Origin of the sequence: Pseudoalteromonas aliena SW19 (genome assembly GCF_014905615.1) — a bacterium.
Classification (GTDB): Bacteria; Pseudomonadota; Gammaproteobacteria; order Enterobacterales; family Alteromonadaceae; genus Pseudoalteromonas; species Pseudoalteromonas aliena.
Genome location: NZ_AQGU01000023.1, coordinates 63,586 through 88,903, shown reverse-complemented (window position 1 = coordinate 88,903; position 25,318 = coordinate 63,586). Strand labels below are relative to the sequence as shown.

The window sequence follows — 25,318 nt, the reverse complement described above, 5'->3', positions numbered from 1 at the left end:
AAGAATGTACTAGCGAGTAAGGCGGCGAGCGCGTATTTTACGCCCTTTAATATTGCCTTCGGTTAATTTACGAAGTGCCGGCTTTGATGAGTTACGTTCAACAGCAACAAACGCTACATTATCAAGTACGTTAATTTTTCCCACTTGACGACCTGCAACCCCATCTTTACCTGTTAAAGCACCTAAAATATCCCCAGCGCGGACTTTCTGCTTTTTACCTGAATCTATCATTAAAGTAACCATTTCAGGGCGGTAAGGCGGCTTGTCTAATAAATTAAACGGAGGCATTTGCTCAGGCGTAATATCGCGTTCGTAATGTTCGCCAATTTGTGCAATTTTAAACGCTTCTGCTTCACCGTAAATCGAACATGCAATGCCCTTTTTACCAGCGCGGCCAGTACGACCAACACGATGTACATGTGTTTGCGTGTCATGTGCTAAATGGTAGTTAATAACCATATCCATGTCATCAATATCTAAACCACGTGCTGCAACATCGGTGGCAACAAGTATTGAAGCACTCTTGTTTGAAAAGTGAATTAACGTACGTTCACGATCGCGTTGTTCTAAATCACCGTGCAGCGCAACTGCGCTAAAGCCTTCGTCGGCTAAATCATCACATACTTGTTGTGTTTCTACTTTGGTGTTACAAAACACAACACAGCTTTGTGGCGTAAATTTAAGTAGCAATAATTTAAGCGTTGGATAACGCTGCTTATTATTATCCATTTTGTAGAAGTACTGCTTAATTGTGCTCTTGGCTTGCTCTTCTTCTACTTTAACCATTTCTGGGTTTTTAAGTACACGCTTAGCAATTGCTTCTATAGCGCGTGGGAATGTTGCACTAAATAACAATGTTTGACGATTTTGTGGAATACGCTCAATAATTGCATCTAATGTGTCTTGAAAACCCATATCAAGCATTTGATCGGCTTCATCAAGTACCAACGTTTCAACATCATCTAAACGTAAAGTACCTTTACGAATATGATCATCAACACGCCCAGGGGTGCCAACAATAATATGTGCGCCATGTTCAAGTGAGCCTATTTGTGGACCAATTGAAACGCCTCCACATAACGTCAATATTTTAATGTTATGAATGCCGCGTGCTAATTTACGCATTTCAACCGCAACCTGCTCAGCTAGTTCTCGAGTAGGACACAACACTAACGACTGAATGCGAAAACGTTTGACATTTAATTTAGCTAACACACCCAAACTAAACGCAGCAGTTTTACCTGAGCCGGTTTTTGCCTGAGCAATGATGTCTTTACCAGCAAGTACAGGCGGTAAACTTTGCGCTTGTACAGGTGTCATGTGGGCATAACCAAGTGTTGATAAGTTATCAACGAGTCCAGCTGGTAAAGCCAAAGATGAAAAAGCAGTTGAAGTCACAATAAATTCCATAGCAATAAAAATAACATGGGAGAAAACCCCACTGAATATGCCGCTAATAATAGCAGAATTCGTAATTGGCAACCATGAGCAAACACATAATAAGTGTAGGTCAATAATAGTAGTTGAAAATGATAGTAGTTTTCATTAAGATCCCGATTATTTTTTACATAATAGCTCTGGAAGCAATAAATGAAACTGAATCCTCTTTACATAGCACTATTGGCAAGCATTACAACAAACGTATCTGCAACCACTACCGATCTTGAACACATAGAAGTAAAAGGTAGTTACTTTAATGACTACAAAGTAGATAACGCTAATGGTGCAATGAGAACATCAGCCTCATTACTTGAAACTGCACAATCTGTCACTGTAATAACGGATACCATTGTTAACGAGCAACTTGCCACAACGCTTGGCGAAGTGCTTACCAATGACGCAAGCTTAACTGCAGGCTCGCAACAACGTAACCGCGAAGTATTTAATTTACGTGGCTTTGAGTTAAGCTCATCAACAGGCTATTTACGCGACGGGCATCAACATTGGTCACACTACCAACAACCAATCGAGATTTTACAGCAAGTAGAGGTTATTAAGGGTCCATCAAGCATTTTATATGGTCAATCAGGCCCAGGCGGCTTGGTAAATATGGTAACCAAAAAACCAACTGCACAAACATTATTTAATGCCAGTGCCGATGTAGATCAGCATGGTTCAACTCGCTTTATGGTAGATGCTGCAGGCGCATTAACTGAATCGGAAGATTTACGTGCTCGTGGTATTTTAGTAAAGCAAGACGTTGACTACTGGCGTGAGTACCAAAATGGTGAAAACCGTGAACGCGACCGCTTTTTAGGTGCATTAGTTGTAGATTACGATATTAGCGATAACGCATTAGTACGAGTGCATTACGACCGCACAGATGACGAAGCAGGGTTAGATACGGGCGCATGGATAGACAATAATGCCAATGTAATTGGTAGCGATAAAACAATCCGTGATATGTCTTGGGCGTTTACCGATATTACCGTAGAAAACCTAGGTGTAGACCTAGAAGTATTTTTAGCCGATAACTGGCAAGTAAAGCTTGGCTATAACGAACAAACGTTTGAACGTCAACGCTTTGAGTCATCTCCTAGTCGAAATTCTTACGACGCGCAAACTAATACATACACCTCGAATCCATACGATCGCTTTGATGATTGGCAATTCACCACTGCTTTTATTGATTTTATTGGCGAATTTAAAACAGTAGGCATTGAACATCAGCTTTTAATTGGTGTTAATTCACTTGACTACTTTTACCGCCAATTACGCACCTCTGCAGACTCTTTTGACTTTACTGCTGGTCAAAATGAGCCTGCTCGACCTGATATAAGCTATAAGACACCAGATAGAACAAGCGAGACTGAATACGATTACTACGGTATTTATATACAAGATTTAATTACTTTTTCACCACAGTGGCAGGTTTCACTTGGTGGTCGTTACGATAAACAAACGAGGAAAGGTAGAAATAACGAATCTTTCGTACCTAAATTTGGAGTGCTATATCACCCCAATGAATCAGCAACGATATACGCTAGCTACTCTGAAGGTTTTGAGCCACAAAATGAAACCATCACTAATGATAAAGATATCAACTTCGGTATGGAAATAGATGCTGTTACCTCTGAACAAAGAGAACTAGGTATAAAATGGCAACTGCTTGATGACCGTTTACTGCTTAGTGGTGCCGTTTTCGATATAAGTAAAAACGGAACGCTGGTAACTGAAGACCTTGAGACTCCTATTGGCTCAGTTACAACCGAGACAAATCAGGTTGGTGAACAACGCCACAAAGGCTTTGAAGTTGCAGCGCAAGGCGCTGCAACAGATCGTTTATTTGTAATGGCCTCTGCAATGTATTTAGATGCGAACTATGAAAGAGCGAATGAGAAGCTGCAAGGTAAACGTCCTGTTGATGCACCTAAATGGTCAGCATCTCTGTGGACTCGTTATGAGCTAAATGATGCGATTGCTTTTAACGCTGGTGCTTTTTATGAAGGCGAGCGCTTTGCAGATAGCGATAATACAATTACTAAAGATGCATATACACGTGTTGATGTTGGCGCCACTTATAAGTTTAACTTAAGTAATACCGATATTAACTTACGCCTTAACATCGAAAACTTATTTGATAAAAGCTATTTAGGTGGTGGCGGCACTAGTAATGTAACTGTTGGCGAGGGTACAAATCTTCGTTTAGCAGCGCAATTTAGCTTTTAAATAAATGCCTTAAATAACAGTGTTAAAATATAGCCCGCGTACATGTACGCGGGCTTTTTTATATCTAAACATTTATACCTAACAGTATTAAATCTATTACCAAGCCTATTCATCTCATCTATTTTTCATCATGTTTATTACATGTTCTAATAGTGTTAAATATTAAAAAGGCCTTCCAATATGAAAAAATTGATTACCGCACTGCTGCTTACCAGCAGTCTGACTGCAAACGCAAGCAACACCGAATTTACGCAAAAACAATTACAACAAATAGACGAAGTACGTACCTCTGCACTAAATAGTGATTTAAGTTATAAATTACTTGAATCCCTTACCACTGAGGTAGGCCCACGCCTTCCTGGTACAGAAAATGATAAAAAAGCCGTTGCATGGGCACAAGAAAAATTTAATGAACTGGGTTTTGATAAGGTATGGCTAGAAGAAGCAACTTTCCCTGAATGGCGCCGCTTCAGTGAAAGCGGTAAAATTCTTACCCCGAGTGAACAAACACTACATTTAACCGCACTTGGTCATAGTGTGAGCACACCAAAAGACGGTATTACTGCTGAAGTTATATTATTTGAAACCCTTGATGAGTTGATCGCAGCCCCAGCAAATAGCTTGAAAGGTAAAATTGCCTATATTAACTACCGTATGAACCGCGACATTGATGGTAATGGTTATGGCCCTGCCGTTCGTGCACGTTCAACTGGTTCTGTGGAAGCCGCTAAAAAAGGTGCAATTGGTTATATGATGCGCTCAGTCAGTACTGCGCATCACCGTTTTGCGCATACTGGTGGTAGCCACTATAAAGACGGCGTAACAAAAATCCCTAACGTAACGATTGCCAACCCTGATGCTGACCAAGTTGCTCGCCTCATTGCGCTGGGCAAAAGCGTTACTGTAAATATTAATGTGCAAAATGAAGATCGTGGTCAAGGCACTGGTTATAACGTTATTGGCCAATTTAATGGTACCGAAAATCCCGAGCAATATGTGTTAATAGGCGGGCATTTAGATTCTTGGGACTTAGGGACTGGCGCATTAGATGACGGCGCAGGCGTTGCACTAACAATGGCAGCAGCAAAACATATTAGCGATGTAAAACGCACTAAACGTAGTATTCGCGTGGTGCTTTTTGCCGCTGAAGAACTCGGTCTCTGGGGTGCTAAAGCTTACTTTGCACAGCACAATAATGAGCTAAACAATATAGTTGCAGCCGCTGAGTCTGATTTTGGTGCCGATGTTGTATATGCTTTTGAATCGAATGTAAGCGCAGAGTCACTGCCTGTAGTGCGCGCTATAGCAAAAGAACTTGCGCCATTAAATATTGAGTATATTGGTAGAAACCAAGCGAATGGTGGCCCTGATCTAATTCCACTTAAAGCAGCAACGTCAGCGCCTATTTTTGAACTTGCTCAAGATGGAACAGATTACTTTGATTACCATCACACAGCCGACGATACGCTTGATAAAGTAACACCCGCTAAGCTTCGTCAAAATACCGCTGCATACGCTGTATTTGCTTTAATGGCTGCCGATGCTAAAACAACGATTAAGCCTAAAGCTCAAAATAAATAACCTGAACTCTGGTTAAATAGTAACAGACATACTTACTTACAGTTTGTAGCTTTAACTAACACGCTTCTTGTTTTACCTTTAGGTAATTAAACAAGGAGCGTGCTTTATGTTGCTTTTCAATACCAGCGAATCATTTCCACATTTTACACAACCAATACGCTGCCCCGACTGTCAAAGCGATACCTACCATTTAGTGAATAAAAGCCGCTACCTACGCTTTATTATTTTACCTATGCTTACCTTAAAATTGAGTTATAAACGCGAGTGCTATCAATGCGGAAAAAGCGAACCCGTTAAAATAACGCAACTACCGTTAATGGAAAAGATCAGCCTACCTAAATACTTTATTGGTGTATTTTTATTACTTTGGATTGTTTTATTTTTTTATCAGCAGCACCTTAATAGCGAGACTCGAAAGAAAAGCTATTTAAATACGCCTAAAATATATGATACCTACTTAGTACACGCCGACAAATTTACACACGAGCCCTGGACCCTAACCAACTTAAAAATTGCTCAAGTGTTAAGCGTTGACGAACAATTTATTACCTTTCAGATAAGTAACTACAGCTATAAACGTAATAATAGTATTACTTTAGCAATGAGAACTAGCCAACTAATTCAAGACAATTACTTTTCCACTAAAACAATCACCCTGCCTCGTGATGAAGTAAAGCGTTTGTATAAAGACGAAGCTATTTACGACGTGCTGCGCCCTTATGCCAACATCCTTTATGGTGGGTTTGTGATGCATCCTCCTAAACCTAAGCCACTATATAAGGGCTTAAAGCTCGATAAAAACAATCAACAAGGCATTATTTATTTTAAAGATGGATTATTTAACGAAGCACTTGATAGCTTTAAACTCGCTGCTGAATCAGGCTCTCCGTGGGGACAATTGAATTTAGCGCAAATGTATCGCGATGGACAAGGAACTGATCAAAGCTATCAGCAGGCTATTTATTGGTATAAGAAAGCAATTGAACAGAAAAATACCAAAGCACAATTTGAATTAGAATCTCTTTGTAAAGTAGCTAACTGTGAATGAGTGAATTTCAATATAGCTGGCGCAGCAAATACGCCAGCTATAAATTATTTTTTAAATAGCTTTGTGTAAGCTACATGCATAAGCACAACAACTAAACCAGCAGCAACACCTAGCAAACCATCAAATATTAGTGGCGCTAATATTTCTCCTGTGCCGCCAGCAACCGACTGAGCATAGCTTGTTACATCCAACTGTTTATGATGCAACACATTAATACCATGAACCAAAATACCGCCACCCACTAAAAACATCGCGATTGTGCCAGCAAACGCTAAAAACTGCATTAGCCTAGGTGCGGCAGCGAGCAAACCTTTACCTAGTAACTCTTTAAATTTATTAGCTTTCACCTTAGATTGGTTGAGTAAATAAAGCCCTGCATCATCCAATTTAACAATACCTGCAACTAAACCATACACACCAATAGTCATTACAATCGCAATCACGCATAGCACTAATGCTTGATTTATTAATGTCGCACCAGCCACTGTACCAAGTGTAATAACAATAATTTCAGCAGAAAGAATAAAGTCAGTTCTAATTGCGCCTTTTACTTTTTGTTTTTCATACTCAACTAAATCTAATTTTTCATCTTCATCTACTGCTTCATCATGATCAGGTAAAAACTTAGCAAATACTTTTTCCGCTCCTTCAAAACACAAAAATAAGCCGCCAATGATTAAAAGCGGCGTTATTAACCACGGTAACCACACACTGATTAGTAGTGCAGCTGGAACGAGTATCGCTTTATTTAAAAATGAGCCCTTCGCCACAGCCCAAACAACCGGTAACTCACGTTCAGCGGCAACACCTGTAACTTGCTGTGCATTAAGTGCTAGATCATCGCCCAATACACCAGCCGTTTTTTTAGTTGCCACTTTACTCATAGTCGCAATGTCATCGAGTAAGGTTGTAATATCATCTAGTAATGTTAAAAGGTTAGTGCCAGCCATACAGCTTCCTAGCTCAAAAAATATTGCTGTAAACATAGCGTAAAGCGCTGCTTTCACCAACGGTTAATTTTATTTTGTTATTCCCTTATTAGAATTTAGGGGGAGGCCAGTTAAATACGTTTATTTTAAAAATCACTGGATCTGAAAATGAAACTGCACTTAGCATTTGTAATAAGCTTACTTAGCTTAATTGCATGCAGTGACAAACAGCTAAGTACACTCTATCCTTGCGATGCAAACACACTCGTTATCAAGCCTATCAACGATGAAAAAGCAAAACTCACTTTTAATCATCAAACACACTCTCTCGACTATGAAAAAAGCGCTTCAGGCAATAAATATATAAACGAAGATGTATTATTTTGGGGTAAAGAAAATAATGCAATGTTGATAATTGCAGGGAAAAGCATCAGTGGAGCATTAATTAGTGGCGAACTAACAACCTATTAAAAATACTGCTACACTAAATAAAGTCTTAATTTTGCTGATGAAGTTATGCGTTCTATTGCCATAAAACATAAAATAATCTTAGCCTTTTCCGCCATTGGGCTATTAATGCTAACCAGTAGTTTGTTTTTTTACTGGTCGTTAAATCAAATTAGTACAACTACTTTGCGAATAGAAACCCTCGCAGTTCCTACGCAGCAAGTAAGTAAAGATTTAAGATTATCGCTCCTTTCAATTACCAAGTTTAATGCTCTAGCTTATAGTCAAACTAAACCTGACTTACTATTACTAAATAAAACTCAAGCGCTCGCAGAACAAAAACAATTTTTAGTAATGCTAAATACGCTTAAACCTCAACTAGTGCAGCAGCAAAGCATGCAAACTCTGCTGGCTACAACAACTGGTAACTTTAATAAGTTAAATGCAATAAGTGCAGCAATGTTTACTGCCAAAGAGCAACGCTTTAAAGCACAAAGTACCACAGCAACACTTATTAAAAAGTTTGGCGAGCAACTAAGTAACTTGAGTAATAACTTACTTGATATAGAGCTATTAACCGTTCCTGAAAAGCAACAACCCCTACTTAATTCTATGTTTGGCACAGCAACGCGTATTGATGATTTACTATTTAACTTAAGTAACAACATTAAAAACATTACGCAAACAACCAGCACTGACGAGCTAAACAACCTCCAGCAAGATACCTCTTTTTTACTAGATAATATTGAGCCTAACTTTAATTATTTAGAGCAACAGAGCACACCTTTTATAAATGTTCTAAATGTCGCCCAGCTAATCACTCAGTTTAAAGATTTAAGAACCTTATTAAATGGATCAAGCGGTATTTACACAGAACAAAATAAAACACTCGAAAACAAAACTGTAGCACAACAAAGCTTTGAACGTTTTCAGCAGGAGTTTATAAATATTGAGAACCAGCTACTTAAACTAAATGAGCTTGCCGATGAACGCTTTAATCTTCTTCAAGATAATGCCAAATCAGCGATTAGTGTGGGGTCAAAATCAGTCATCATCACAGCCCTAATACTCATTGCTTTGCTAATTATAATTTCTATTTTTACAACCAACGCGATGCTTAAACCTCTCAAAAAAGTAAATCGTGACTTAACACGTATTGCCTCAGGAGATTTTTCTAAACGCAGCCATCCCCGTAGTAAAGATGAATTTGGTACTTTGTTTAACAATATAAATAAGCTTAGTGACGACTTAAGTCATTTAATAAAAGCCATTAGTAACGATGCGCATGAACTGGATAAATCGGCCATTCAAACCAGTGAAAAAGGCCAACAAATGACCATAGTTGCACAGCAACAATTAGAGCGTAGCGCACAAGCCACCGTCCTTGCACAAAACATGTTAACCAACTCACAAGCGGTTTATGAACAAGCCGATAACACATCAAGTGAAATAACTAACGCCTCACAGTTTGCTAATGACGTAAACCAAATTGCGAATCAAAATAGTCTGAGTATTGAGGCACTATTGAGCCGTTTAGATAAGGCAGTTAGTAGCACAGAAGAGCTTGCTGAATTTACCGATCTCATTGGTGCCATTGTCGAGACTATTAGTAGTATCGCTGAGCAAACAAACTTACTTGCGCTCAATGCTGCAATAGAAGCGGCAAGAGCTGGTGAAAACGGACGAGGATTTGCAGTTGTCGCTGATGAAGTTCGCTCACTAGCTGCGCGTACACAAAGCTCAACGAGCGAAATAAATACCATGATCCAAACATTACAACAACATACTAAAACAACACAAAGTGAAATTAACGATGGTCAACAACAAGCTAAACAATGTGTTGAAAACAGTACTGAACTAAACCAGGCCGTGGAGCGTATAAAGAGTACATTACTATCGGTTAATCAAATGAGTGAGCAAATTGCAAACGCCTCGCATGAACAATTGACTAATAGTAACGACATTCAAAAAATAATGGCAAAGGTAACAGAGCAAGCCACCTTAAATGCCAACAACGCAACAACCCTAGCAAGCGAAAGTGAAGACGTAAATCAACTTGCACACTCCTTAACAAGTGCCGTAGAGCGCTTTAAGTTTTAAGTGCAAGTAATGACTTGCCTTGCATGAAATGGGTATAATACTTTAACTCTTTTGCTTAATAGCGGCCCACAATGAAATATAAAGATCTACGTGATTTTATCGATTTGCTTGAAAAAAAAGGCGAACTTAAACGCATCACCCAAGAAATCGACCCGTATCTTGAAATGACTGAAATATCTGATCGCACATTACGTGCTAAAGGCCCTGCGTTATTATTCGAAAATCCAAAAGGCTACAATATGCCGGTGCTTACCAACTTATTTGGTACACCAAAACGCGTAGCAATGGGAATGGGCCAAACAGAAGTTAGCGAGCTACGTGAAGTAGGTAAACTACTCGCTTTTCTAAAAGAGCCTGAACCGCCAAAAGGTATTAAAGAAGCACTGGGCGCTATACCTATATTTAAGCAAGTACTTAATATGCCTGCAAAAGAAGTAAAAAAAGCACCTTGCCAACAAGTTATTTTAGAAGGTGACGATGTAGATTTAACTAAATTGCCCATTCAGCATTGCTGGCCAGGTGATGCAGCGCCATTAATTACTTGGGGCCTTACAGTTACTAAAGGGCCTTATAAAAAACGCCAGAACTTAGGTATTTATCGCCAGCAATTATTAGGTAAGAACAAGATAATTATGCGTTGGTTATCGCATCGTGGTGGCGCACTTGATTTTCAAGAATGGTGCAAAGAAAATCCAGGGCAACCTTACCCTGTATCGGTGGCACTCGGAGCCGATCCGGCCACTATACTAGGCGCAGTCACCCCAGTGCCTGACACGCTGAGCGAATACGCATTTGCCGGTTTATTACGTGGCAGCAGAACCGAAGTGGTTAAATCTATTTCAAATGACTTACAAGTCCCTGCCAGTGCAGAAATCGTACTTGAAGGTTATATTATGCCTGGAGAAATGGCGCCCGAAGGCCCTTATGGCGATCATACTGGTTACTATAATGAAGTAGATGATTTTCCAGTTATGACGGTTACTCACTTAACGCATCGTAAAGATCCTATTTATCACAGTACCTTCACTGGCCGTCCGCCTGATGAGCCTGCTATTTTAGGTGTCGCACTCAATGAAGTATTTGTGCCGATATTACAAAAGCAATTTCCTGAAATCGTTGATTTTTACCTTCCACCTGAAGGGTGCTCATACCGCATGGCAATTGTAACAATGAAAAAACAATATCCAGGTCATGCTAAGCGCGTGATGATGGGGGTTTGGTCATTTTTACGTCAGTTTATGTATACCAAGTTTGTCATTGTGTGCGATGACGATATTAATGCTCGTGATTGGGAGGATGTTATCTGGGCTATAACAACCCGAATGGATCCTGCTCGCGACACTACATTAATAGAAAACACACCAATCGATTACCTCGACTTTGCATCGCCGGTCTCTGGCCTTGGTTCAAAAATGGGAATGGATGCTACCAATAAATGGCCTGGCGAAACCACTCGCGAATGGGGCGAGCCTATTGTTATGGATAAAGACACTAAAGACCGCGTAGATGATATTTGGGAAAGCCTTAATATTGTTTAAGTGTTTATATGTAAGTACATAACAGGCTATAAAATAACCCTGCAGATATGCTAGAATCGAGTCATTCGATTGCGTATCTGCTGTTAAAAGCGCTGCTAAAAGGTAAAAAATGCAAACATTAAAAGCTGAAGTTGTAGCTATCAGCCCACTTACAGAATTTGTTCATAAAGTAATTTTAAAGCCACAACAACCTGTGACCTTTGAAGCAGGCCAATACATGCAACTGGTATTGGGTGAAAAAGATAAGCGTGCTTTTTCTATTGCTAGCCGCCCTTCGCAATGTGACGAAATAGAACTGCATATTGGCGCATCTGGTGCCGACTCTTATGCAATGCAATCGCTAGAACATTTACGAAATGCGCATAGCAACGAGCAGCTAGTAGATATAGAGGCTGGACTTGGTATTTCGCAATTACGCCTGCAATGTAAGCGTCCTATTATTTTGCTTGCTGGCGGTACTGGTTTTTCATACGCCAAATCAATGGCTGATCATTTAGCTGAAATTAAATGCGACCGCCCTGTGCTGTTTTACTGGGGTGCAAAAGAAGAATCAGCATTATACGCACATGCAGAAATGCAAGCGTGGGCCGATAGCCACAAAAACTTTGAGTTTATTCCTGTGGTAGAAAACCCATCTGCTAATTGGCAAGGTCATACTGGCTATGTACATAAAGCAGTAATGCAAGATATTGTATCACTAGAACCATACGATATTTATATGGCAGGTCGTTTTGACATGATAGGTATCGTCCGTGATGATTTTCTAGCACATGGTGCAATCCGCGAAAATATGTACGCCGATGCATTTGCGTTTATAAAATAGTTTAACAATAGTAACCAACTTAGTTTTATCATTAAGTTGGTTACTGACACTCCCTGACAGCCCGCTATGATTTACTTAGCTCTTCTTAAACAAGGAGAACTATGATGACCACAAATTTAATAGAAGTTGTAAATTTCAAATTAAATACTGATACAAACTTAGCGCAGTTTCACATCGCTAATAATAATTTTCAGCATTATATTGATAACCAATCAGGCGTACTTTACCGCTCCCTTGCTAAACAAGCCGATACCCAGCAATATAGTAGTATCATTTATTTTGCTACAGTTGCTGATGCAAAAAAACTTTGTGATACATTTTTTAATAGTACTATTTGCCAACTGTACACCTCTCTAATTGCAAAAGAATCGATAAAGTTGGATCGTTTTGAAGTGCTTAGCCAAACAGCTTGCCAACAAAGTTAACACTTTATTTTTTGAAATAAGGATAACCAATGCATAAATCAGAGCGGCTATTTCAACTGGTAAATATACTAAAAAGTCGCCGCTTTGCGATTACTGCAAACGAGCTTGCTAATAAATTAAAGATATCTCAACGAACAATTTACCGTAATATCCAGCATTTACAGAGTTCGGGCGTGCCGGTTGAAGGTGAAGCCGGTACTGGTTATCTAATTGCCGATTACGACCTACCGCCGATGATGTTTACCCTTGAGGAACTACAAGCACTATTATTGGGAAGCAAAATGGTCAGTGCATGGACTGATCCACAGCTAGCGGCAAGTGCTCAAGCTGCAATTACTAAAATAAACGCCGTATTACCTGAAAAACTAAAGCAACAAGTCGAAGAATTACCTTATTTAGTATCTACGTTTAGCCATGATAAAGCCCATCAAGAAATCACCTTGCAACTTCGCAAAGCCATTACTAATAAAACCTGTATTGAATTTCATTATCTTGATGTAAACCAGCAGCCAAGCCATCGTATTACAGACCCTCTCGGCCTCGTATATTGGGGGGCAAAATGGACGCTCATTGCCTATTGTCAGTTACGCAGTGATTATCGAGAGTTCCGTTTAGATCGCATTCAAAGTATTGTTTCATTAACTAACACTTTTGATACAAATCCACAGAAAAACCTCGCGCATTATATTGAGTTAGTTAAAGCAAAATACCAAACTAAATCAGATGATCAATGCCATCAGTAAATACCATGACCCAGCCCGCTAATTAGCAGGCTGATTGTTTCTTCCTATCACACTCATCAATATAAACAATTTCCTAAATTCCTATCTATAAACCATACTTTGTGTAGAACATCAGCGGGAGAGACCCAAATGCTAAATACACAAGTAAAAGATTTTATGCAGCGTAAGCTGCCAAACATAACACCGGATACAGAAATGACAACAGCCATAGCAGAACTACAAAAATTTAAACTGCTTGGTGCACCAGTGTTTGATAAAGATAAATGCCTAGTAGGGTTTATTTCTGAGCAAGAGCTTTTAAAGCCACTGACACAAAGCAGCTATTTTTGTGATGGTATGGTTAAAGTTTCACAGCTTATGCAAACAGAAGTAGTTACTGTTAGCGGCGACACCAATATTATTGAGCTTGCAGAGCAAATGCAGCCTGGTAAACCAAAAAACTACCCTGTTGTAGATGGCATTGAAGTAATCGGCATGATCAGCCGAGCTGATGTACTTAAAGCGCTTTACGATAACTACATGAGCTGCCAAACACACTAAATTTAAGTTCCAGATACAAAAATGCCGCTTATATAAAGCGGCATTTTTAATACTCTTAAATTAACGTGCGCTAACGAGTGCTGAAAGCTCTTTTTTGTCGCTATCGCTTAAAAATGCTATTTCTAATGCATTTGCTTGCGCTTTTTCCATATCAACTTGAGATAGGCCAGCCTTAGGCGCTGCAACGACATACTCATATTCAATTTCAATTCCTTCAACCGCAGGGTCATCAGTATTAATACACGCTAAAATACCATGATCTAAAAACTGTTTAAGCGGGTGTTTAGCTAAATCGTTTACTGTGCTGGTTTGAATATTACTTGTTAAGCACGACTCAATACCAATACGGTTATCGCGTAAATAATCCATTAGTTTTGGATCTTCAATTGCTTTAACGCCATGCCCTATTCGGCTCGCACCAAGTTCATTAATTGCTTGCCAAATACTTGGGGCACCGAGCGCTTCACCCGCATGAATAGTCGATGCTAAATACGCATTTCGTACTTGCTTAAAGTGTTCTACAAATAGCTCACCCGGAAAACCAATTTCGTCACCGGCTAAATCAACAGCGACTAAATCATTTTTAAATGCGAGTAATGCATCAAGCTCTTTTTGACACGTTTTCACGCCATAAGTTCGCGACAAAATACCAATCAAGTTAGCTTTTATATTCACGCCCTTTGTTGCTGATTTAATACCATCAACAACCGCCTCTACAACCCCTTCAGGATGTAAACCTTGGCTTTGCGCCATATAATAAGGGCTAAACCGAAGTTCAACGTAATCAAGGCCTTGAGCTTGTGCGTCCTCAATGTTTTCAATTGCAATACGTCTGCATGCATCGTAGTCACCAAGTACGGTGACACCCCAATCTAATTTTTGTAAAAAAGCCATAAGGTTTGGCTCGGGGTCAATAACTTGAACATGAGGAATGAGTGCCTCAACGGTATCTGCTGGTAGCTCTATATTAAACTGACGACCAAGTTCTAATATGGTTTGCGCACGTACATTACCGTCTAAATGGCGATGAATATCCAGCAAAGGTAATTTTCTATTTATCATAATAGCAACCCAGTTTAGTTAAATTTGCGCGCATGATACGCAGATAGTGTTATTTTTCAAGTCTATATGGTTTGCAGTAAACTTAAGCGGTCATATGTCTGCTTTTTATGCAAAAATAACGTAACTTATCGATTCGACAAATAATGCCCTAATATCTTGAACAGTGTATTTGCATCAATTGGTTTGGTCATATAATTATCCATTCCACTGGTGAGCGCTTTTTTAACATCGACATCATGCGCATTAGCGGATAAACCAATAATAGGTAAGTCAACCAACCCGAGCTCATTTCGAATAACTTTAGTCGCTTGTAAGCCATCCATTCTGGGCATTTGAATATCCATTAAAACAATGTCATAACTCTTCTCTGTGAGCTTCTCAATGGCCTCAAACCCATCACACGCTATATCTGCAATACACCCTTTTGTTTTCAAAATAGCATTCGCTACATACTGATTAAGAAGGTTATCCTCAACTAATAACAACTTACAGTTTGTAAATGACAAACTCTCAACATCTATATCATTGTATTGTTGATCTACTTGCTCTGCTTTAGGTAAAGCAGAAATAATTGGTAAGCTAAAAGTAAATGTAGAACCCTTTCCCTCATAGCTTGCCAAATCAATAGCTCCGCCCATTAGTTCAACCAATTTTTTGCAAATACTTAAGCCCAGCCCCGTACCACCATATTGACGAGAGGTCGAGCTATCGGCCTGTGAAAATGGTTTAAACAATTGTTTTTGAGCCTTCTCATTAATACCAATACCGGTATCATTTACACTAAAATAGGTCATTTTTTTTGACTGCCATACTTTAAGCGTAATACAACCTTGTGCAGTAAATTTCACTGCGTTGTTAAGTAAATTTAAAAGAACTTGTTTTAAACGAATCGAGTCGGTATGAATAATTAAATCTGTTGCTCTATCGTAATCGAGGTTAAGCGTTAATGATTTAACATCTGCTTCAAACTGCATTAAGTTAATTACTTCATCAACTAAACTGCCAACATTAATAGGCTCTTGTATTAAATCAAGTTTACCAGCTTCCATTTTCGAAAAGTCGAGTACGTCGTTTAATACTCTTAATAACACACCAAGTGCCCCATCTGCTTGCTCTATATAATTTCGAGCTTGCTGCCAATCATTTTGTTGCAGCGCCAAGTAGTGCAACCCTTTTATACCATTTATAGGAGTTCGAACTTCGTGGCTCATATTTGCTAAAAATTGACCTTTAATATGACTCGCTTCATCTGCTTTTTGCTTTTCTTGACGCAAAATACGTGTTTGTTTAGCCACTTGCTCACGAATTTGTATGTTCGTACCCGTTACCGATATTAAAAAAGAGATAAGTAACCACACAAATAACATTCCCACTATTTGTGCAAGCCAATACAATAACCATGACGTACGTACAACGGGTTCGTGTAATTCGATTTGCCACATGCGCTTGCCAATCAGTAATTGGTAGCTTTTTATGAGTGTTAACGAATCACTGTTAGCAGCATACATGGGCTTTTTAGTATTTGCCGTCGTTATATCAAAAAAGCTCGTTGTGATAAGGTTATTTTGGTCAAATAATAAAGATTGAGAGAATTTTTCTAAGCTCACAACCACAACAGCAAAGCCCTTAAAATTACTTTCTATGGACGTATCGCCAAACACGGGCTGTAAAAATAAAGTGCCTTTTTTAGTGTTGTTTTGTACTAAATCTATTTGTTCACTTAGAACTAATTCATTTAGTATTTTTGCTTTATTTATTGCAGTACTTCTCACCGAGGTTGACGCAAGATCAAAACCAATCACGTCTTCATTTCCAGCTAAAGGATTAACGTATGCTACGGGATAATAAAAAGAGCGCTCACTTACGGGTAGAAAGGAACCGTCCTTAGATTGCTCTTTCACATAAAATTTATCAGTGTTGGTTATATTAAATGCCGACTCAAAACTTTTTAAGTTACTTATAGGCACATAGGGCACCCATTCAAATGCAACTATTTCCTGAGTATAATCAAGCTGCTTTGAAGTGAAGTGCTTAAATTCATTAAAAGTAACATTTTCACTACTTGCAATAAATGTGGCTAACAAACCCAAATGGGCCGTTATTTCATCGACTTTATGAGCAATAGCATTTTGCATAGCAAGTACTTTCGCTTCTTGCTTTTGACTAGCTTTTTCTTTTTTAACACTCGCTGCGCCGTAAAAGCTGATACTAATAAGCGTATAAATTAATAACGAAGGTAAAATGACCTGTAAACGATGGCGCATTTCAGAATAATTAAAAGCGGCAAGCACTAATGGTGTAAAAATAAGTACGCCAATGCTATCGCCTATCCACCATGCTATAAAATTATCAAAGGCGGCGTGGGCAGGTATTACTTTATTTAAAACTAATAAGCTAGTACCAACACTTGCAGCTATTACGCAGCATAATGGCCCACCAACAATTAAACTTTGTATGCTAGATTTTAAAGAAGATAAATCGAGGGGCGCTTTTATTATATTAACAATAATGTGCCTGCCTACCCAGGCTTGCACAGTCGCAGCTAACGTTACACAAACCGCCTGTAAAAATACATTCAAATGCAGAATGTCGACGGCTTCATCAAGATGAATTAAATTGGTGAGCAAAGCACCAAGTATAATGCCAATTAATGCCCTGCGACCCCAAATTAAAAAGCTAGCGAGGGCAATGCCTGAAGGTGGCCATGAAGCAACAGCATAACCATCTATAGCAAGAAGAGTGTTACTAAAATACCCAGTAAAGAAGTAAGCACAAGCCAAGCTAAAGGTTAATAATAAAAACTTTTTCACTGCTTTTGCTCCCAAACTATAAAAACATTAAGTAATTATAGTGTAGTGATTTATTGATACAAGACGAGCGCCTTTTCTGCTTGTGCACTGTTTTTATAGCTTAATGCTGCTTGTTGGGAGAATTGCTTTTTATTCTCTGGATTTAGCGCTTTATCAAACACTCTGGCAGCAAGATCGTAATCACCTTGTGCATTGGCAAGACAAGCAAGCCCTAACAATAATGCATTATTATTGTCATCTTTTTTAAGGCGTTCCTGAATACTTGTTTGCAACTTAATTGCATTGCCATTAGTTGCACCGTTTAATATAAAAGCAAGTTGTTCGTGTTGGTCATTATGTTTAACCATTTTAATTAAATCGCCCTCAACCTCAATAAGTTGACCTGCCGAAGCCATTGTCGCCAAATAAGCTGTGTGTGCGTAGGCTTGTAGCTTTTTAGGTAGTTGTTTATATTTACTCGTAATTTTATCAACTGGCTGAGCCGAAAAGTAAGCACTAAAAACACGCGTCCATTGCTCACTTGAAAATACTTTTTGGCGTAGCAATCGTGGTAAAAACTCTTCTAAAGCACTAAAGTGCTGTTGTTGCACTAACACCTCGGTATACAGTTTTAACTCAAGTGCAGTCGCTTTTTTAGATTCAGCACTCACACGCATTTGCGATTCAATCGCACTGCTGTCACCACTTGCCAACCATAACTTTGCTACTTTTAATTGATGCTCTGGGCTTATTTCAAATAAACGCTCAAGTGCTTTATCTGTTTGATTATTAGCAAGCGCTGCTTTGGCAAGTAATGCTAAGCGAATATCTTCAAACTTATCTGGTACGCTATTGCCCGATAAAGCCTGCTCTACATGCTCATAATCATCGTTAATAGCACTCCACAAAGCCTGCTCAATAGCTGCTTGTTTGCGCTCTTGGCTACGTGCAAAAAAGCCATGTTTAGTGTTGTGATAAATCGATAACAAATAACGTATTAGCTTGTATGTTAAATATAAAACAATAGCTGTAACTATCGCCATAATACAAAACGAAACTATCGTTCCCTCTATCGTTGTATTGTTAAATGAAATAAGCACGTAGCCTTTTTCATCTAATGCAAACGGGGTAATCGCTATTACAGCAACAATAGCGACAATTAATATAATTAACCCTATCATTGCGCCCACTCCTTAACCTTTTGTGTACTTTGCAGTGTTACTTCTGGATTAAAGTTAAGCTGCTCTTTTTCAAGATTTGATAACGCTTTGAGTACTGACTTAGTTGCATCATCGCCTTGTTTGAAGTATTCAGCCACTAAGCGTTTTGCCTCGCTCAAAGCGTTAAAGAAAATACTTGCCTGCTTACTCATTAGTGCATCTTGTGCTTGGGTAAGATTAAGTTTAATACGCTGATTAATTAGATGGCGTTCTTGTTCGGTAAGTAGTGGCTCAATAGAAACGCCCTCATGCTGACGAACAGTGATGAAACTATCAACAATCTTATTCCAACTATTGCTTAAATTTTGCTGCCAATCACTCACATTATCACTTAAAGCATTTTCGTCAATTACAGCGGCTTCTTGAGGTAAATTAACGGCGTTAAATACTAAGTCATCAATACTTGTTAGCACACTGTTTAGCTGTAAATAAATAGCCTCTGTTGCAACAGGTTTAAGGCTATCAAGTGTTTGTATGTCTTGCATAATAGCTTGGCGAACTTCAACTGTACCTGGGTGTTCACTAAGCAATGCGTCTAAGCGTTTTAAAACTGCACTGGTGCCTTGGTAATCTTTCTCAGCCCATAACTTAAACTCAGCCATACGTTGTAAGCTGGTTACTTCTTGTGGGTTTAAAGACGAGCTTTGTTGCTGCGCTTTTTGCAAAGCTGCTTTTAGTTCTTGCTGATTTTGAGCTGCACTTTCACTTAGCGCTGCGGCAATTTTTTTCTCGCTATTAGACAACGCTTGTTGAAAATTAGATTGGGCTGACTTAAGTGCTTGCAGCTCTTGAGTCAGTAACTTATTTTGCTCATTCAAGTCATTAACCGCTAGGTTTTGCGCTTTACCAGCATTTAATTTTTGATAAAAATCGTATCCAACACCAGAAGCGACAATAAGCGAAACAAGCAGCGCAAGTGTTGCCACCTTACTCACTTTTTGTTTATTTCTGTCTGCGGCATTTTTTGCAGTGACTGGCTCTTGCTTAGTTGACTTGGCTGAAGCCGTGCTTGCTGTTGTTGGTGTATTTTTTTCTGTCGTTATCGACTTTGACTGTTCGCTCATGGTGCTACCTTGCTGATTAATGCAGGCAAACATAGCGTCATCGCTAGCTCCTGCTGCAATATGTATATTAGCCAAGCTTACTTGTTGCTGTTGTAAATATGCGGCTATGCGCTCGCTGGCAACATAAAACTGACACTGTTGTAACCATTGTTTTTGTGGTGCAGCGAGGGGAGTAAAAATGGCATCGACTGCTGCATTACTTGTTATGACTATACCGTGTACATTATTGCTTTGCCAGTGGTCTGTCCAGCTATTAACTAGCCCACTCACTGGTTCTCGTTTGTATACGACGCAATTATTTAAAAATGCACCACGCTCTTTAAGCACTTTAGCTATATCAGGGCGACCACCTTGCCCTTTAACTAATGCTATACTACTACCATCAACCTCAGCAAGTGACTTTAGCGCCAGCAAACCTTCAGAATCATACTGCTTAGGTATCGCGGCTCGCACACCAAATAACGCGTATATTGTGTCGGCAGTTTGCTGCCCTACCGCATAAAACTGCGCTTTTGTATTTATATTTGGCTTTAATAGTGCAAGGGCATTAACCGCATCTTGCGAAATAAAAATAATTTTATCTGCATTTATTAACGGACTAAGCTGCGTGTTAGAGGGGGTTAAATAAGCTATTTTTAATACAGGGAATAAAGACGCCTGATAACCCGCTTGCTCAAGTTGTTGGGCAAGAGATACGCCTTTTCCTTCGGGCCGAGTTATCAGAATATGTGGCATTACGCGTCTCGATATACTTCAGCTAAAATTTTATCTGCACCTTGCGCAAGTAATTTTTTAGCAAGCTCAGTGCCTAATATTTCTGCGTCATTTATATGACCGGTTACTTCGTCACGTAAAATTTCGCTACCATCAATTGCGCCAACTAAACCGCGTAAATGTACCTGTTCGCCATCAACTAATGCATAAGCACCAATAGGTACTTGACAACCGCCTTCTAAGTGACGATTCATCGCACGTTCTGCATTCACACGAATACGTGTCTGCGTATGCTCAAGTGGGGCAAGTAACGCTTTTGTTACTTCGTCATCGATACGACATTCAATACCTACAGCACCTTGACCATTTGCTGGTAACGACACTTCTGGCTCAATGTAATCAGCAATACGATCCTCCATTTCCAAACGAATAAGCCCAGCAGCCGCTAAAATAATGGCATCGTATTGGCCGTCATCTAATTTAGCTAAACGTGTATTTACATTACCGCGCAAATCACGAATATCTAAATCAGGGCGAAGTGCTTTAATTTGGCACTGACGGCGTAAACTAGAAGTACCGACAATAGCGCCCTGTGGTAGCTCGCTTAAATTAGCAAAATTATTTGATACAAACGCATCACGTGGATCCTCACGCTCACAAATAGTATGCAGTGCTAATCCTTCTGGAAACTCTACGGGTACATCTTTCATAGAATGCACCGCAATATCAGCACGACCATCTAACATGGCTTGTTCAAGCTCTTTAACAAACAAGCCTTTGCCGCCAATTTTAGCCAGTGGGGTATCTAATATAATGTCCCCTTGTGTCGACATTGGGACTAATTCAACACGCACATCTGCATGAAAATGCTCTAGTTGTGCTTTTACAAACTCAGCTTGCCAAAGTGCTAAAGCGCTTTTACGAGTTGCGATGCGTACTAATTTTGTTTTTTCTGTCATAAGGGTATCCAATTAATTACTGCGTTTAGCTGTATTTAGTCAGCTAAAATTCTAAATTCTTTTTGGGCAATTAAATTACCTTGTTCGTCAACTACGTCTACACGCCAGTGACCGGCTTGTGTATCCATAATGTTTTTTGTTGAGTACGTTCTATAACGAGTAGATGTGACATTAAGCGAAATTTCTGCCATAACGCTGCCCTCAAAGGTCCATATATGCCTTACCTGCTGCCCTTGTAAACCTTTTAACTCACTAAAAAATGACAGTGAATCCTCAAACTGGCTCAAGCGAACATCAGCAGCAAACACATTGGTAGGCTCACGCTTACTTACTTTACGCGTCAATACCGCGCGGCTAATTTTATCCGTATCAATTTGTGCGCCCAATGCGACACTTGCAACCTGAGCTGTAGGCGAAAAACCTTCAGTGCCACTCAATGCGCCATCATCGTTTTCTAACTCTAAGAGTAAGTTACTCTGATTAGCAGGCTCTGTTGTATTTTGAGCTTCTGCGGTTTCTTGTTGCACTTCATTATCAAGATTTGAGTTTAACTCTGTATTAATGCTTTCGCTTTGATCAGTCACAATTTCGTTGTTAGCTAATAAAATCGTATCATTGTTTACAAAATCGACTTCGCTAGGTGTATTACTTGAAATGTTTTTTTGATTTTCATTTTGCAAAGCTAATAACGGTTCAATACTCATCTGTGTTATCTCTACAGACTCTTCAGGGATATTTGTTAGTTGCTTAGGCTCAACACCTGTTGCTTCATCGCTTGTCTGGCTCGCAGCGCTATTACTAAAACTTAAGAAGTGCTCTTGCTCATTTGGATGCTCGCCTTGCTCTGCACTGACAGACGCTGTTAAACCATACACAACAGCTGCAGAGGTCATTAATACCAACATAGCAATACTCACAATACGACGCCAATTCCACTCGTAGCTTACCGTTGGTACGCTCTCTTGTAGTTCGCGTTTAACATTTGCTTTAATAACTATTTTTTGACTCATATTGACCTCAGCGGTTGCAAAATTAACTTAAACGAGCAATTAACCATTGGCGGATAGCTTGCAGTTCTTCTGCGCAAACTTGATGAGCCATTGGATATTCTTGCCAGCTTACATCCATGTTATGTGCTGTTAATACTTCAAACGCACTTCTGCCCGCACTATGCGGTACTACGTTATCTTGGCTACCATGCGCCATAAATACATTTAAATCAGTATGCTTTGCTTCGTCAGTAAATTTTTGCGGCACACACATATAAGTAGACAGCGCCATAACACCGCCAAGCTTTTGCTCAAAACGCGGCGCTAAATGTAGCGACACAACCCCCCCTTGAGAAAAGCCAGCTAAAATGATTTTATTAGCCGGTATGCCGTTAGCAATTTCTTGATTGATTAACGCTTCTACTTTCGCAGCCGAGTCTCTCACGCCCTGTTCATCGGCACGTTTATCTAACTCTATAGATTTAATGTCGTACCAAGAACGCATTTCCATGCCACCATTTATGGTGACCGGTTGCACTGGCGCATGCGGAAAAACAAACCGTATACCTAGTCCACTCGGTAAATTTAACTGCGGTGCAACAGGTGCAAAACCATCACCTGAATCACCTAAACCATGTAACCAAATAACGGTCGCTTTGTGCTCACCTTGGGCTGGGTATTCTACAAATTCTAAACTCATAGTGATGATTGCCATTTAACTTCTTGGCCAGCTTGGCGCGTTGAGGCTTCATTTATAAATGCCCAAAACTCAGCACCAGATCGGTTATCAATCCATAGTCCATCACGCATTTCAAAATGATGACCGTTAAACTTCGTTGCAACCCACACTTGATGAAGAGGTGCTTGTTTGTTGATCACTATTTTACTTTTGTCAGGAAAAATAATTTCTAAAATACCTTGTGCCGATTCATAATCTAAATCAGCTTCGCAATCATCAACCTGCTCTTCAATAGTGAACATAAGAGCTTCGGCTAATTGGTGATATTCGTGTTCAGTCATTGTTATTTCCTTTGCAGGCGAGCCGCCTAATATTGGGTACAGTTTAGCTTTGAATTAGCTTTAAAAATGTGAAGCTAGTGTAACAGGAATAAAATCATCCGCGAATAGCTGCATTTTTTAGATATTCTGTTACTCTGCGATTATAAAGCCAGCAACCGTATTAATCTAATGAAAGCGACGCATACCTTACAATTAAAAAAACTATTAATAAGCACTGTACTGTTAAGCGCCTTAGCTGGCTGCGGACAAAGCGGTCCGTTATATTTACCAGAGCAACAAACAGAGCAAAATCAACCCCAAGATACAGCTAAACCCGCTATTGCCGAAGAGCAGGTAAATGCACAAGTAAAACAGGAGCAGTAAATGGATTTTTTTAACTATAAAAATAATCAACTGTTTGCTGAAGAGGTAAGTATTGCAAGCATTGCACAACAGTACGGTACGCCCTGTTATGTGTATTCACGCGCGACCTTTGAACGCCATTATTTAGCATTTGCTAACGCCACTAAAAACCATAAAAGTTTGGTCTGCTATGCAGTAAAAGCAAACTCTAATATTGCCGTGCTTAATATATTGGCGCGCTTAGGATCGGGTTTCGATATTGTTTCTAAAGGCGAACTTGCGCGAGTTATTAAAGCAGGTGGAGACGCTTCTAAAGTGGTTTTTTCAGGCGTTGCTAAAACATCTGATGAAATAGCGTATGCATTAAAGTTGGGGATTAAATGTTTTAATGTAGAATCTGTCTCTGAACTTGAGCGTATCTCTGAAGTTGCGTGCGAACTTAATTTAGAAGCGCCTATTTCTATTCGCGTCAATCCCGATATCGATGCAAAAACACATCCGTATATTTCTACCGGTTTAAAAGAAAATAAGTTTGGCATTGATATTCAAACTGCAGTAAGTGTTTATCAACAAGCAGCGGCTTTACCTGGTTTAAAAATTATTGGTGTTGATTGCCATATTGGTTCGCAATTGACTGAAGTTAGACCATTTTTAGAAGCCCTTGATAAATTAATGGCGCTTATTGATGAGCTAAAAACCAACGGTATTGAGCTAACGCACTTAGATATTGGTGGCGGTCTAGGCGTGCCATATAACAACGAGCAACCACCACACCCAAGTGAATATGCAGCGCAAGTTACCGAGCGCTTAGCAAACTATAAACACCTTGAACTTATTTTTGAACCAGGACGCGCTATTGCTGCGAACGCTGGTATTTTAGTGACTCAAGTTGAATTTATTAAACAAAACCAAGACAAATTTTTTGCTATTGTCGATGCAGGTATGAACGACATGCTGCGCCCTGCACTTTATCAAGCGTGGCAAAAAATTATTCCGGTATCCGTTCGCGACGACGAAACACCTACTCACAACTTTGATATTGTGGGTCCGGTGTGCGAAACGGGCGACTTTTTAGGAAAAGATCGCGAACTTGCGCTTAAACAAGGCGATTTACTCGCACAACGAAGTGCAGGTGCATATGGCTTTACCATGAGCTCAAACTACAACTCGCGCCCGCGTGCCGCAGAAATAATGGTAGATGGCGAGCATCATCATCTTATTCGCGAACGCGAAACTATTGAAAGCCTTTATCAAGGTGAGAAAATTTTACCATAAACGTTTTTGTCTACTAGCTGCTCTGTGGCATGATTAGCACA

General features: G+C 39.6%; 22 protein-coding genes. 12 read left to right on the top strand and 10 right to left on the bottom strand.

All coding sequences use genetic code 11. The features are described 5' to 3' along the window. Positions 1-9 precede the first annotated feature (9 nt). Positions 10-1,398: an ATP-dependent RNA helicase DbpA gene (dbpA, locus tag PALI_RS05025; RefSeq protein ID WP_165743273.1), complete on the bottom strand. Its 1,389-nt coding sequence runs from the start codon at positions 1,396-1,398 to the stop codon at positions 10-12. 192 nt (positions 1,399-1,590) lie between these two features. On the opposite strand from dbpA, the gene PALI_RS05020 reads away from it, so the two are divergent. The 3 genes from PALI_RS05020 to PALI_RS05010 all read left to right on the top strand — a co-directional run bounded on the left by PALI_RS05020 (position 1,591) and on the right by PALI_RS05010 (position 6,298). Beyond that, positions 1,591-3,669, top strand: coding sequence for a TonB-dependent siderophore receptor (locus tag PALI_RS05020; protein WP_193155098.1), 2,079 nt, complete (start codon positions 1,591-1,593; stop codon positions 3,667-3,669). 180 nt (positions 3,670-3,849) lie between these two features. Continuing rightward, positions 3,850-5,250: a M20/M25/M40 family metallo-hydrolase gene (locus PALI_RS05015; RefSeq protein ID WP_193155097.1), complete on the top strand. Its 1,401-nt coding sequence runs from the start codon at positions 3,850-3,852 to the stop codon at positions 5,248-5,250. Positions 5,251-5,356: 106 nt separating this feature from the next. Then, positions 5,357-6,298 carry a tetratricopeptide repeat protein gene (locus tag PALI_RS05010; RefSeq protein ID WP_193155096.1) on the top strand — a complete coding sequence of 314 codons (942 nt, stop codon included), beginning with the start codon at positions 5,357-5,359 and terminating at the stop codon, positions 6,296-6,298. Positions 6,299-6,342: 44 nt separating this feature from the next. On the opposite strand, the gene PALI_RS05005 is transcribed toward PALI_RS05010, so the two are convergent. Next, entirely contained in the window at positions 6,343-7,248 is a 906-nt protein-coding gene (locus PALI_RS05005; RefSeq protein WP_193155095.1) for a DUF808 domain-containing protein, read from the bottom strand. Between the two features lie 147 nt (positions 7,249-7,395). On the opposite strand from PALI_RS05005, the gene PALI_RS05000 reads away from it, so the two are divergent. The 7 genes from PALI_RS05000 (at position 7,396) to PALI_RS04970 (ending at position 13,843) form a co-directional block, all read left to right on the top strand. Further along, complete coding sequence (locus tag PALI_RS05000) at positions 7,396-7,698, top strand: MliC family protein (RefSeq protein WP_193155094.1); 303 nt, start codon at positions 7,396-7,398, stop codon at positions 7,696-7,698. Positions 7,699-7,743: 45 nt separating this feature from the next. Then, a complete protein-coding gene (locus PALI_RS04995; protein WP_193155093.1) occupies positions 7,744-9,774 on the top strand; it encodes a methyl-accepting chemotaxis protein in 2,031 nt (676 codons plus the stop codon). 71 nt (positions 9,775-9,845) lie between these two features. After that, positions 9,846-11,312 (top strand): 4-hydroxy-3-polyprenylbenzoate decarboxylase, encoded by a 1,467-nt coding sequence (ubiD, locus tag PALI_RS04990; protein ID WP_193155092.1) that lies wholly within the window; start codon positions 9,846-9,848, stop codon positions 11,310-11,312. A 109-nt stretch (positions 11,313-11,421) separates the two neighbouring features. Then, on the top strand, positions 11,422-12,135 hold the full coding sequence (gene fre / locus PALI_RS04985; RefSeq protein WP_193155091.1) for an NAD(P)H-flavin reductase: 714 nt from the start codon (positions 11,422-11,424) through the stop codon (positions 12,133-12,135). Positions 12,136-12,236: 101 nt separating this feature from the next. Further along, positions 12,237-12,560: a hypothetical protein gene (locus PALI_RS04980; protein ID WP_226894492.1), complete on the top strand. Its 324-nt coding sequence runs from the start codon at positions 12,237-12,239 to the stop codon at positions 12,558-12,560. Positions 12,561-12,589: 29 nt separating this feature from the next. Next, entirely contained in the window at positions 12,590-13,303 is a 714-nt protein-coding gene (locus tag PALI_RS04975; protein WP_193155090.1) for a helix-turn-helix transcriptional regulator, read from the top strand. 129 nt (positions 13,304-13,432) lie between these two features. Beyond that, the gene (locus tag PALI_RS04970) at positions 13,433-13,843 is read left to right on the top strand and encodes a CBS domain-containing protein (protein ID WP_193155089.1); all 411 of its coding nucleotides are present in this window, start codon (positions 13,433-13,435) and stop codon (positions 13,841-13,843) included. 60 nt (positions 13,844-13,903) lie between these two features. On the opposite strand, the gene add is transcribed toward PALI_RS04970, so the two are convergent. From add to cyaY, 8 genes are all read right to left on the bottom strand, one after another. Then, positions 13,904-14,905 (bottom strand): adenosine deaminase, encoded by a 1,002-nt coding sequence (gene add, locus PALI_RS04965; RefSeq protein ID WP_193155088.1) that lies wholly within the window; start codon positions 14,903-14,905, stop codon positions 13,904-13,906. A gap of 125 nt (positions 14,906-15,030) precedes the next feature. Continuing rightward, positions 15,031-17,715, bottom strand: a complete 2,685-nt coding sequence (locus tag PALI_RS04960) for an ATP-binding protein (RefSeq protein WP_193155087.1) — start codon at positions 17,713-17,715, stop codon at positions 15,031-15,033. A 50-nt stretch (positions 17,716-17,765) separates the two neighbouring features. Next, positions 17,766-18,875, bottom strand: coding sequence for a heme biosynthesis HemY N-terminal domain-containing protein (locus PALI_RS04955; protein WP_193155086.1), 1,110 nt, complete (start codon positions 18,873-18,875; stop codon positions 17,766-17,768). Further along, the gene (locus PALI_RS04950; protein ID WP_193155085.1) at positions 18,872-20,713 is read right to left on the bottom strand and encodes a uroporphyrinogen-III synthase; all 1,842 of its coding nucleotides are present in this window, start codon (positions 20,711-20,713) and stop codon (positions 18,872-18,874) included. Before PALI_RS04950 ends, PALI_RS04955 begins: the two co-directional genes overlap by 4 nt. Then, the gene (hemC, locus tag PALI_RS04945; RefSeq protein ID WP_138584221.1) at positions 20,713-21,651 is read right to left on the bottom strand and encodes a hydroxymethylbilane synthase; all 939 of its coding nucleotides are present in this window, start codon (positions 21,649-21,651) and stop codon (positions 20,713-20,715) included. Before hemC ends, PALI_RS04950 begins: the two co-directional genes overlap by 1 nt. A 35-nt stretch (positions 21,652-21,686) precedes the next feature. Further along, positions 21,687-22,661, bottom strand: a complete 975-nt coding sequence (locus PALI_RS04940; protein WP_138584220.1) for a DUF2914 domain-containing protein — start codon at positions 22,659-22,661, stop codon at positions 21,687-21,689. 22 nt (positions 22,662-22,683) lie between these two features. After that, a complete protein-coding gene (locus tag PALI_RS04935) occupies positions 22,684-23,340 on the bottom strand; it encodes an alpha/beta hydrolase (RefSeq protein ID WP_193155102.1) in 657 nt (218 codons plus the stop codon). After that, entirely contained in the window at positions 23,337-23,660 is a 324-nt protein-coding gene (gene cyaY / locus PALI_RS04930; protein ID WP_002960979.1) for an iron donor protein CyaY, read from the bottom strand. Before cyaY ends, PALI_RS04935 begins: the two co-directional genes overlap by 4 nt. Positions 23,661-23,828: 168 nt before the next feature. Here cyaY and lptM point away from each other — a divergent pair, with 168 nt between their 5' ends. Both lptM and lysA read left to right on the top strand, forming a co-directional pair. Beyond that, positions 23,829-24,023, top strand: a complete 195-nt coding sequence (gene lptM / locus PALI_RS04925; protein ID WP_193155084.1) for an LPS translocon maturation chaperone LptM — start codon at positions 23,829-23,831, stop codon at positions 24,021-24,023. Beyond that, a complete protein-coding gene (gene lysA, locus PALI_RS04920) occupies positions 24,024-25,277 on the top strand; it encodes a diaminopimelate decarboxylase (RefSeq protein ID WP_193155083.1) in 1,254 nt (417 codons plus the stop codon). Positions 25,278-25,318 lie beyond the last annotated feature (41 nt).

Excerpts from the sequence above, each read along its gene's own strand:
- PALI_RS05020 (WP_193155098.1), top strand. The coding sequence starts at position 1,591 with ATGAAACTGAATCCTCTTTACATAGCACTATTGGCAAGCATTACAACA.
- PALI_RS05015 (WP_193155097.1), top strand. The coding sequence starts at position 3,850 with ATGAAAAAATTGATTACCGCACTGCTGCTTACCAGCAGTCTGACTGCA.
- PALI_RS05010 (WP_193155096.1), top strand. The coding sequence starts at position 5,357 with ATGTTGCTTTTCAATACCAGCGAATCATTTCCACATTTTACACAACCA.
- PALI_RS05005 (WP_193155095.1), bottom strand. The coding sequence starts at position 7,248 with ATGGCTGGCACTAACCTTTTAACATTACTAGATGATATTACAACCTTA.
- PALI_RS05000 (WP_193155094.1), top strand. The coding sequence starts at position 7,396 with ATGAAACTGCACTTAGCATTTGTAATAAGCTTACTTAGCTTAATTGCA.
- PALI_RS04995 (WP_193155093.1), top strand. The coding sequence starts at position 7,744 with ATGCGTTCTATTGCCATAAAACATAAAATAATCTTAGCCTTTTCCGCC.
- ubiD (WP_193155092.1), top strand. The coding sequence starts at position 9,846 with ATGAAATATAAAGATCTACGTGATTTTATCGATTTGCTTGAAAAAAAA.
- fre (WP_193155091.1), top strand. The coding sequence starts at position 11,422 with ATGCAAACATTAAAAGCTGAAGTTGTAGCTATCAGCCCACTTACAGAA.
- PALI_RS04980 (WP_226894492.1), top strand. The coding sequence starts at position 12,237 with ATGATGACCACAAATTTAATAGAAGTTGTAAATTTCAAATTAAATACT.
- PALI_RS04975 (WP_193155090.1), top strand. The coding sequence starts at position 12,590 with ATGCATAAATCAGAGCGGCTATTTCAACTGGTAAATATACTAAAAAGT.
- PALI_RS04970 (WP_193155089.1), top strand. The coding sequence starts at position 13,433 with ATGCTAAATACACAAGTAAAAGATTTTATGCAGCGTAAGCTGCCAAAC.
- add (WP_193155088.1), bottom strand. The coding sequence starts at position 14,905 with ATGATAAATAGAAAATTACCTTTGCTGGATATTCATCGCCATTTAGAC.
- PALI_RS04955 (WP_193155086.1), bottom strand. The coding sequence starts at position 18,875 with ATGATAGGGTTAATTATATTAATTGTCGCTATTGTTGCTGTAATAGCG.
- PALI_RS04950 (WP_193155085.1), bottom strand. The coding sequence starts at position 20,713 with ATGCCACATATTCTGATAACTCGGCCCGAAGGAAAAGGCGTATCTCTT.
- hemC (WP_138584221.1), bottom strand. The coding sequence starts at position 21,651 with ATGACAGAAAAAACAAAATTAGTACGCATCGCAACTCGTAAAAGCGCT.
- PALI_RS04940 (WP_138584220.1), bottom strand. The coding sequence starts at position 22,661 with ATGAGTCAAAAAATAGTTATTAAAGCAAATGTTAAACGCGAACTACAA.
- PALI_RS04935 (WP_193155102.1), bottom strand. The coding sequence starts at position 23,340 with ATGAGTTTAGAATTTGTAGAATACCCAGCCCAAGGTGAGCACAAAGCG.
- cyaY (WP_002960979.1), bottom strand. The coding sequence starts at position 23,660 with ATGACTGAACACGAATATCACCAATTAGCCGAAGCTCTTATGTTCACT.
- lptM (WP_193155084.1), top strand. The coding sequence starts at position 23,829 with ATGAAAGCGACGCATACCTTACAATTAAAAAAACTATTAATAAGCACT.
- lysA (WP_193155083.1), top strand. The coding sequence starts at position 24,024 with ATGGATTTTTTTAACTATAAAAATAATCAACTGTTTGCTGAAGAGGTA.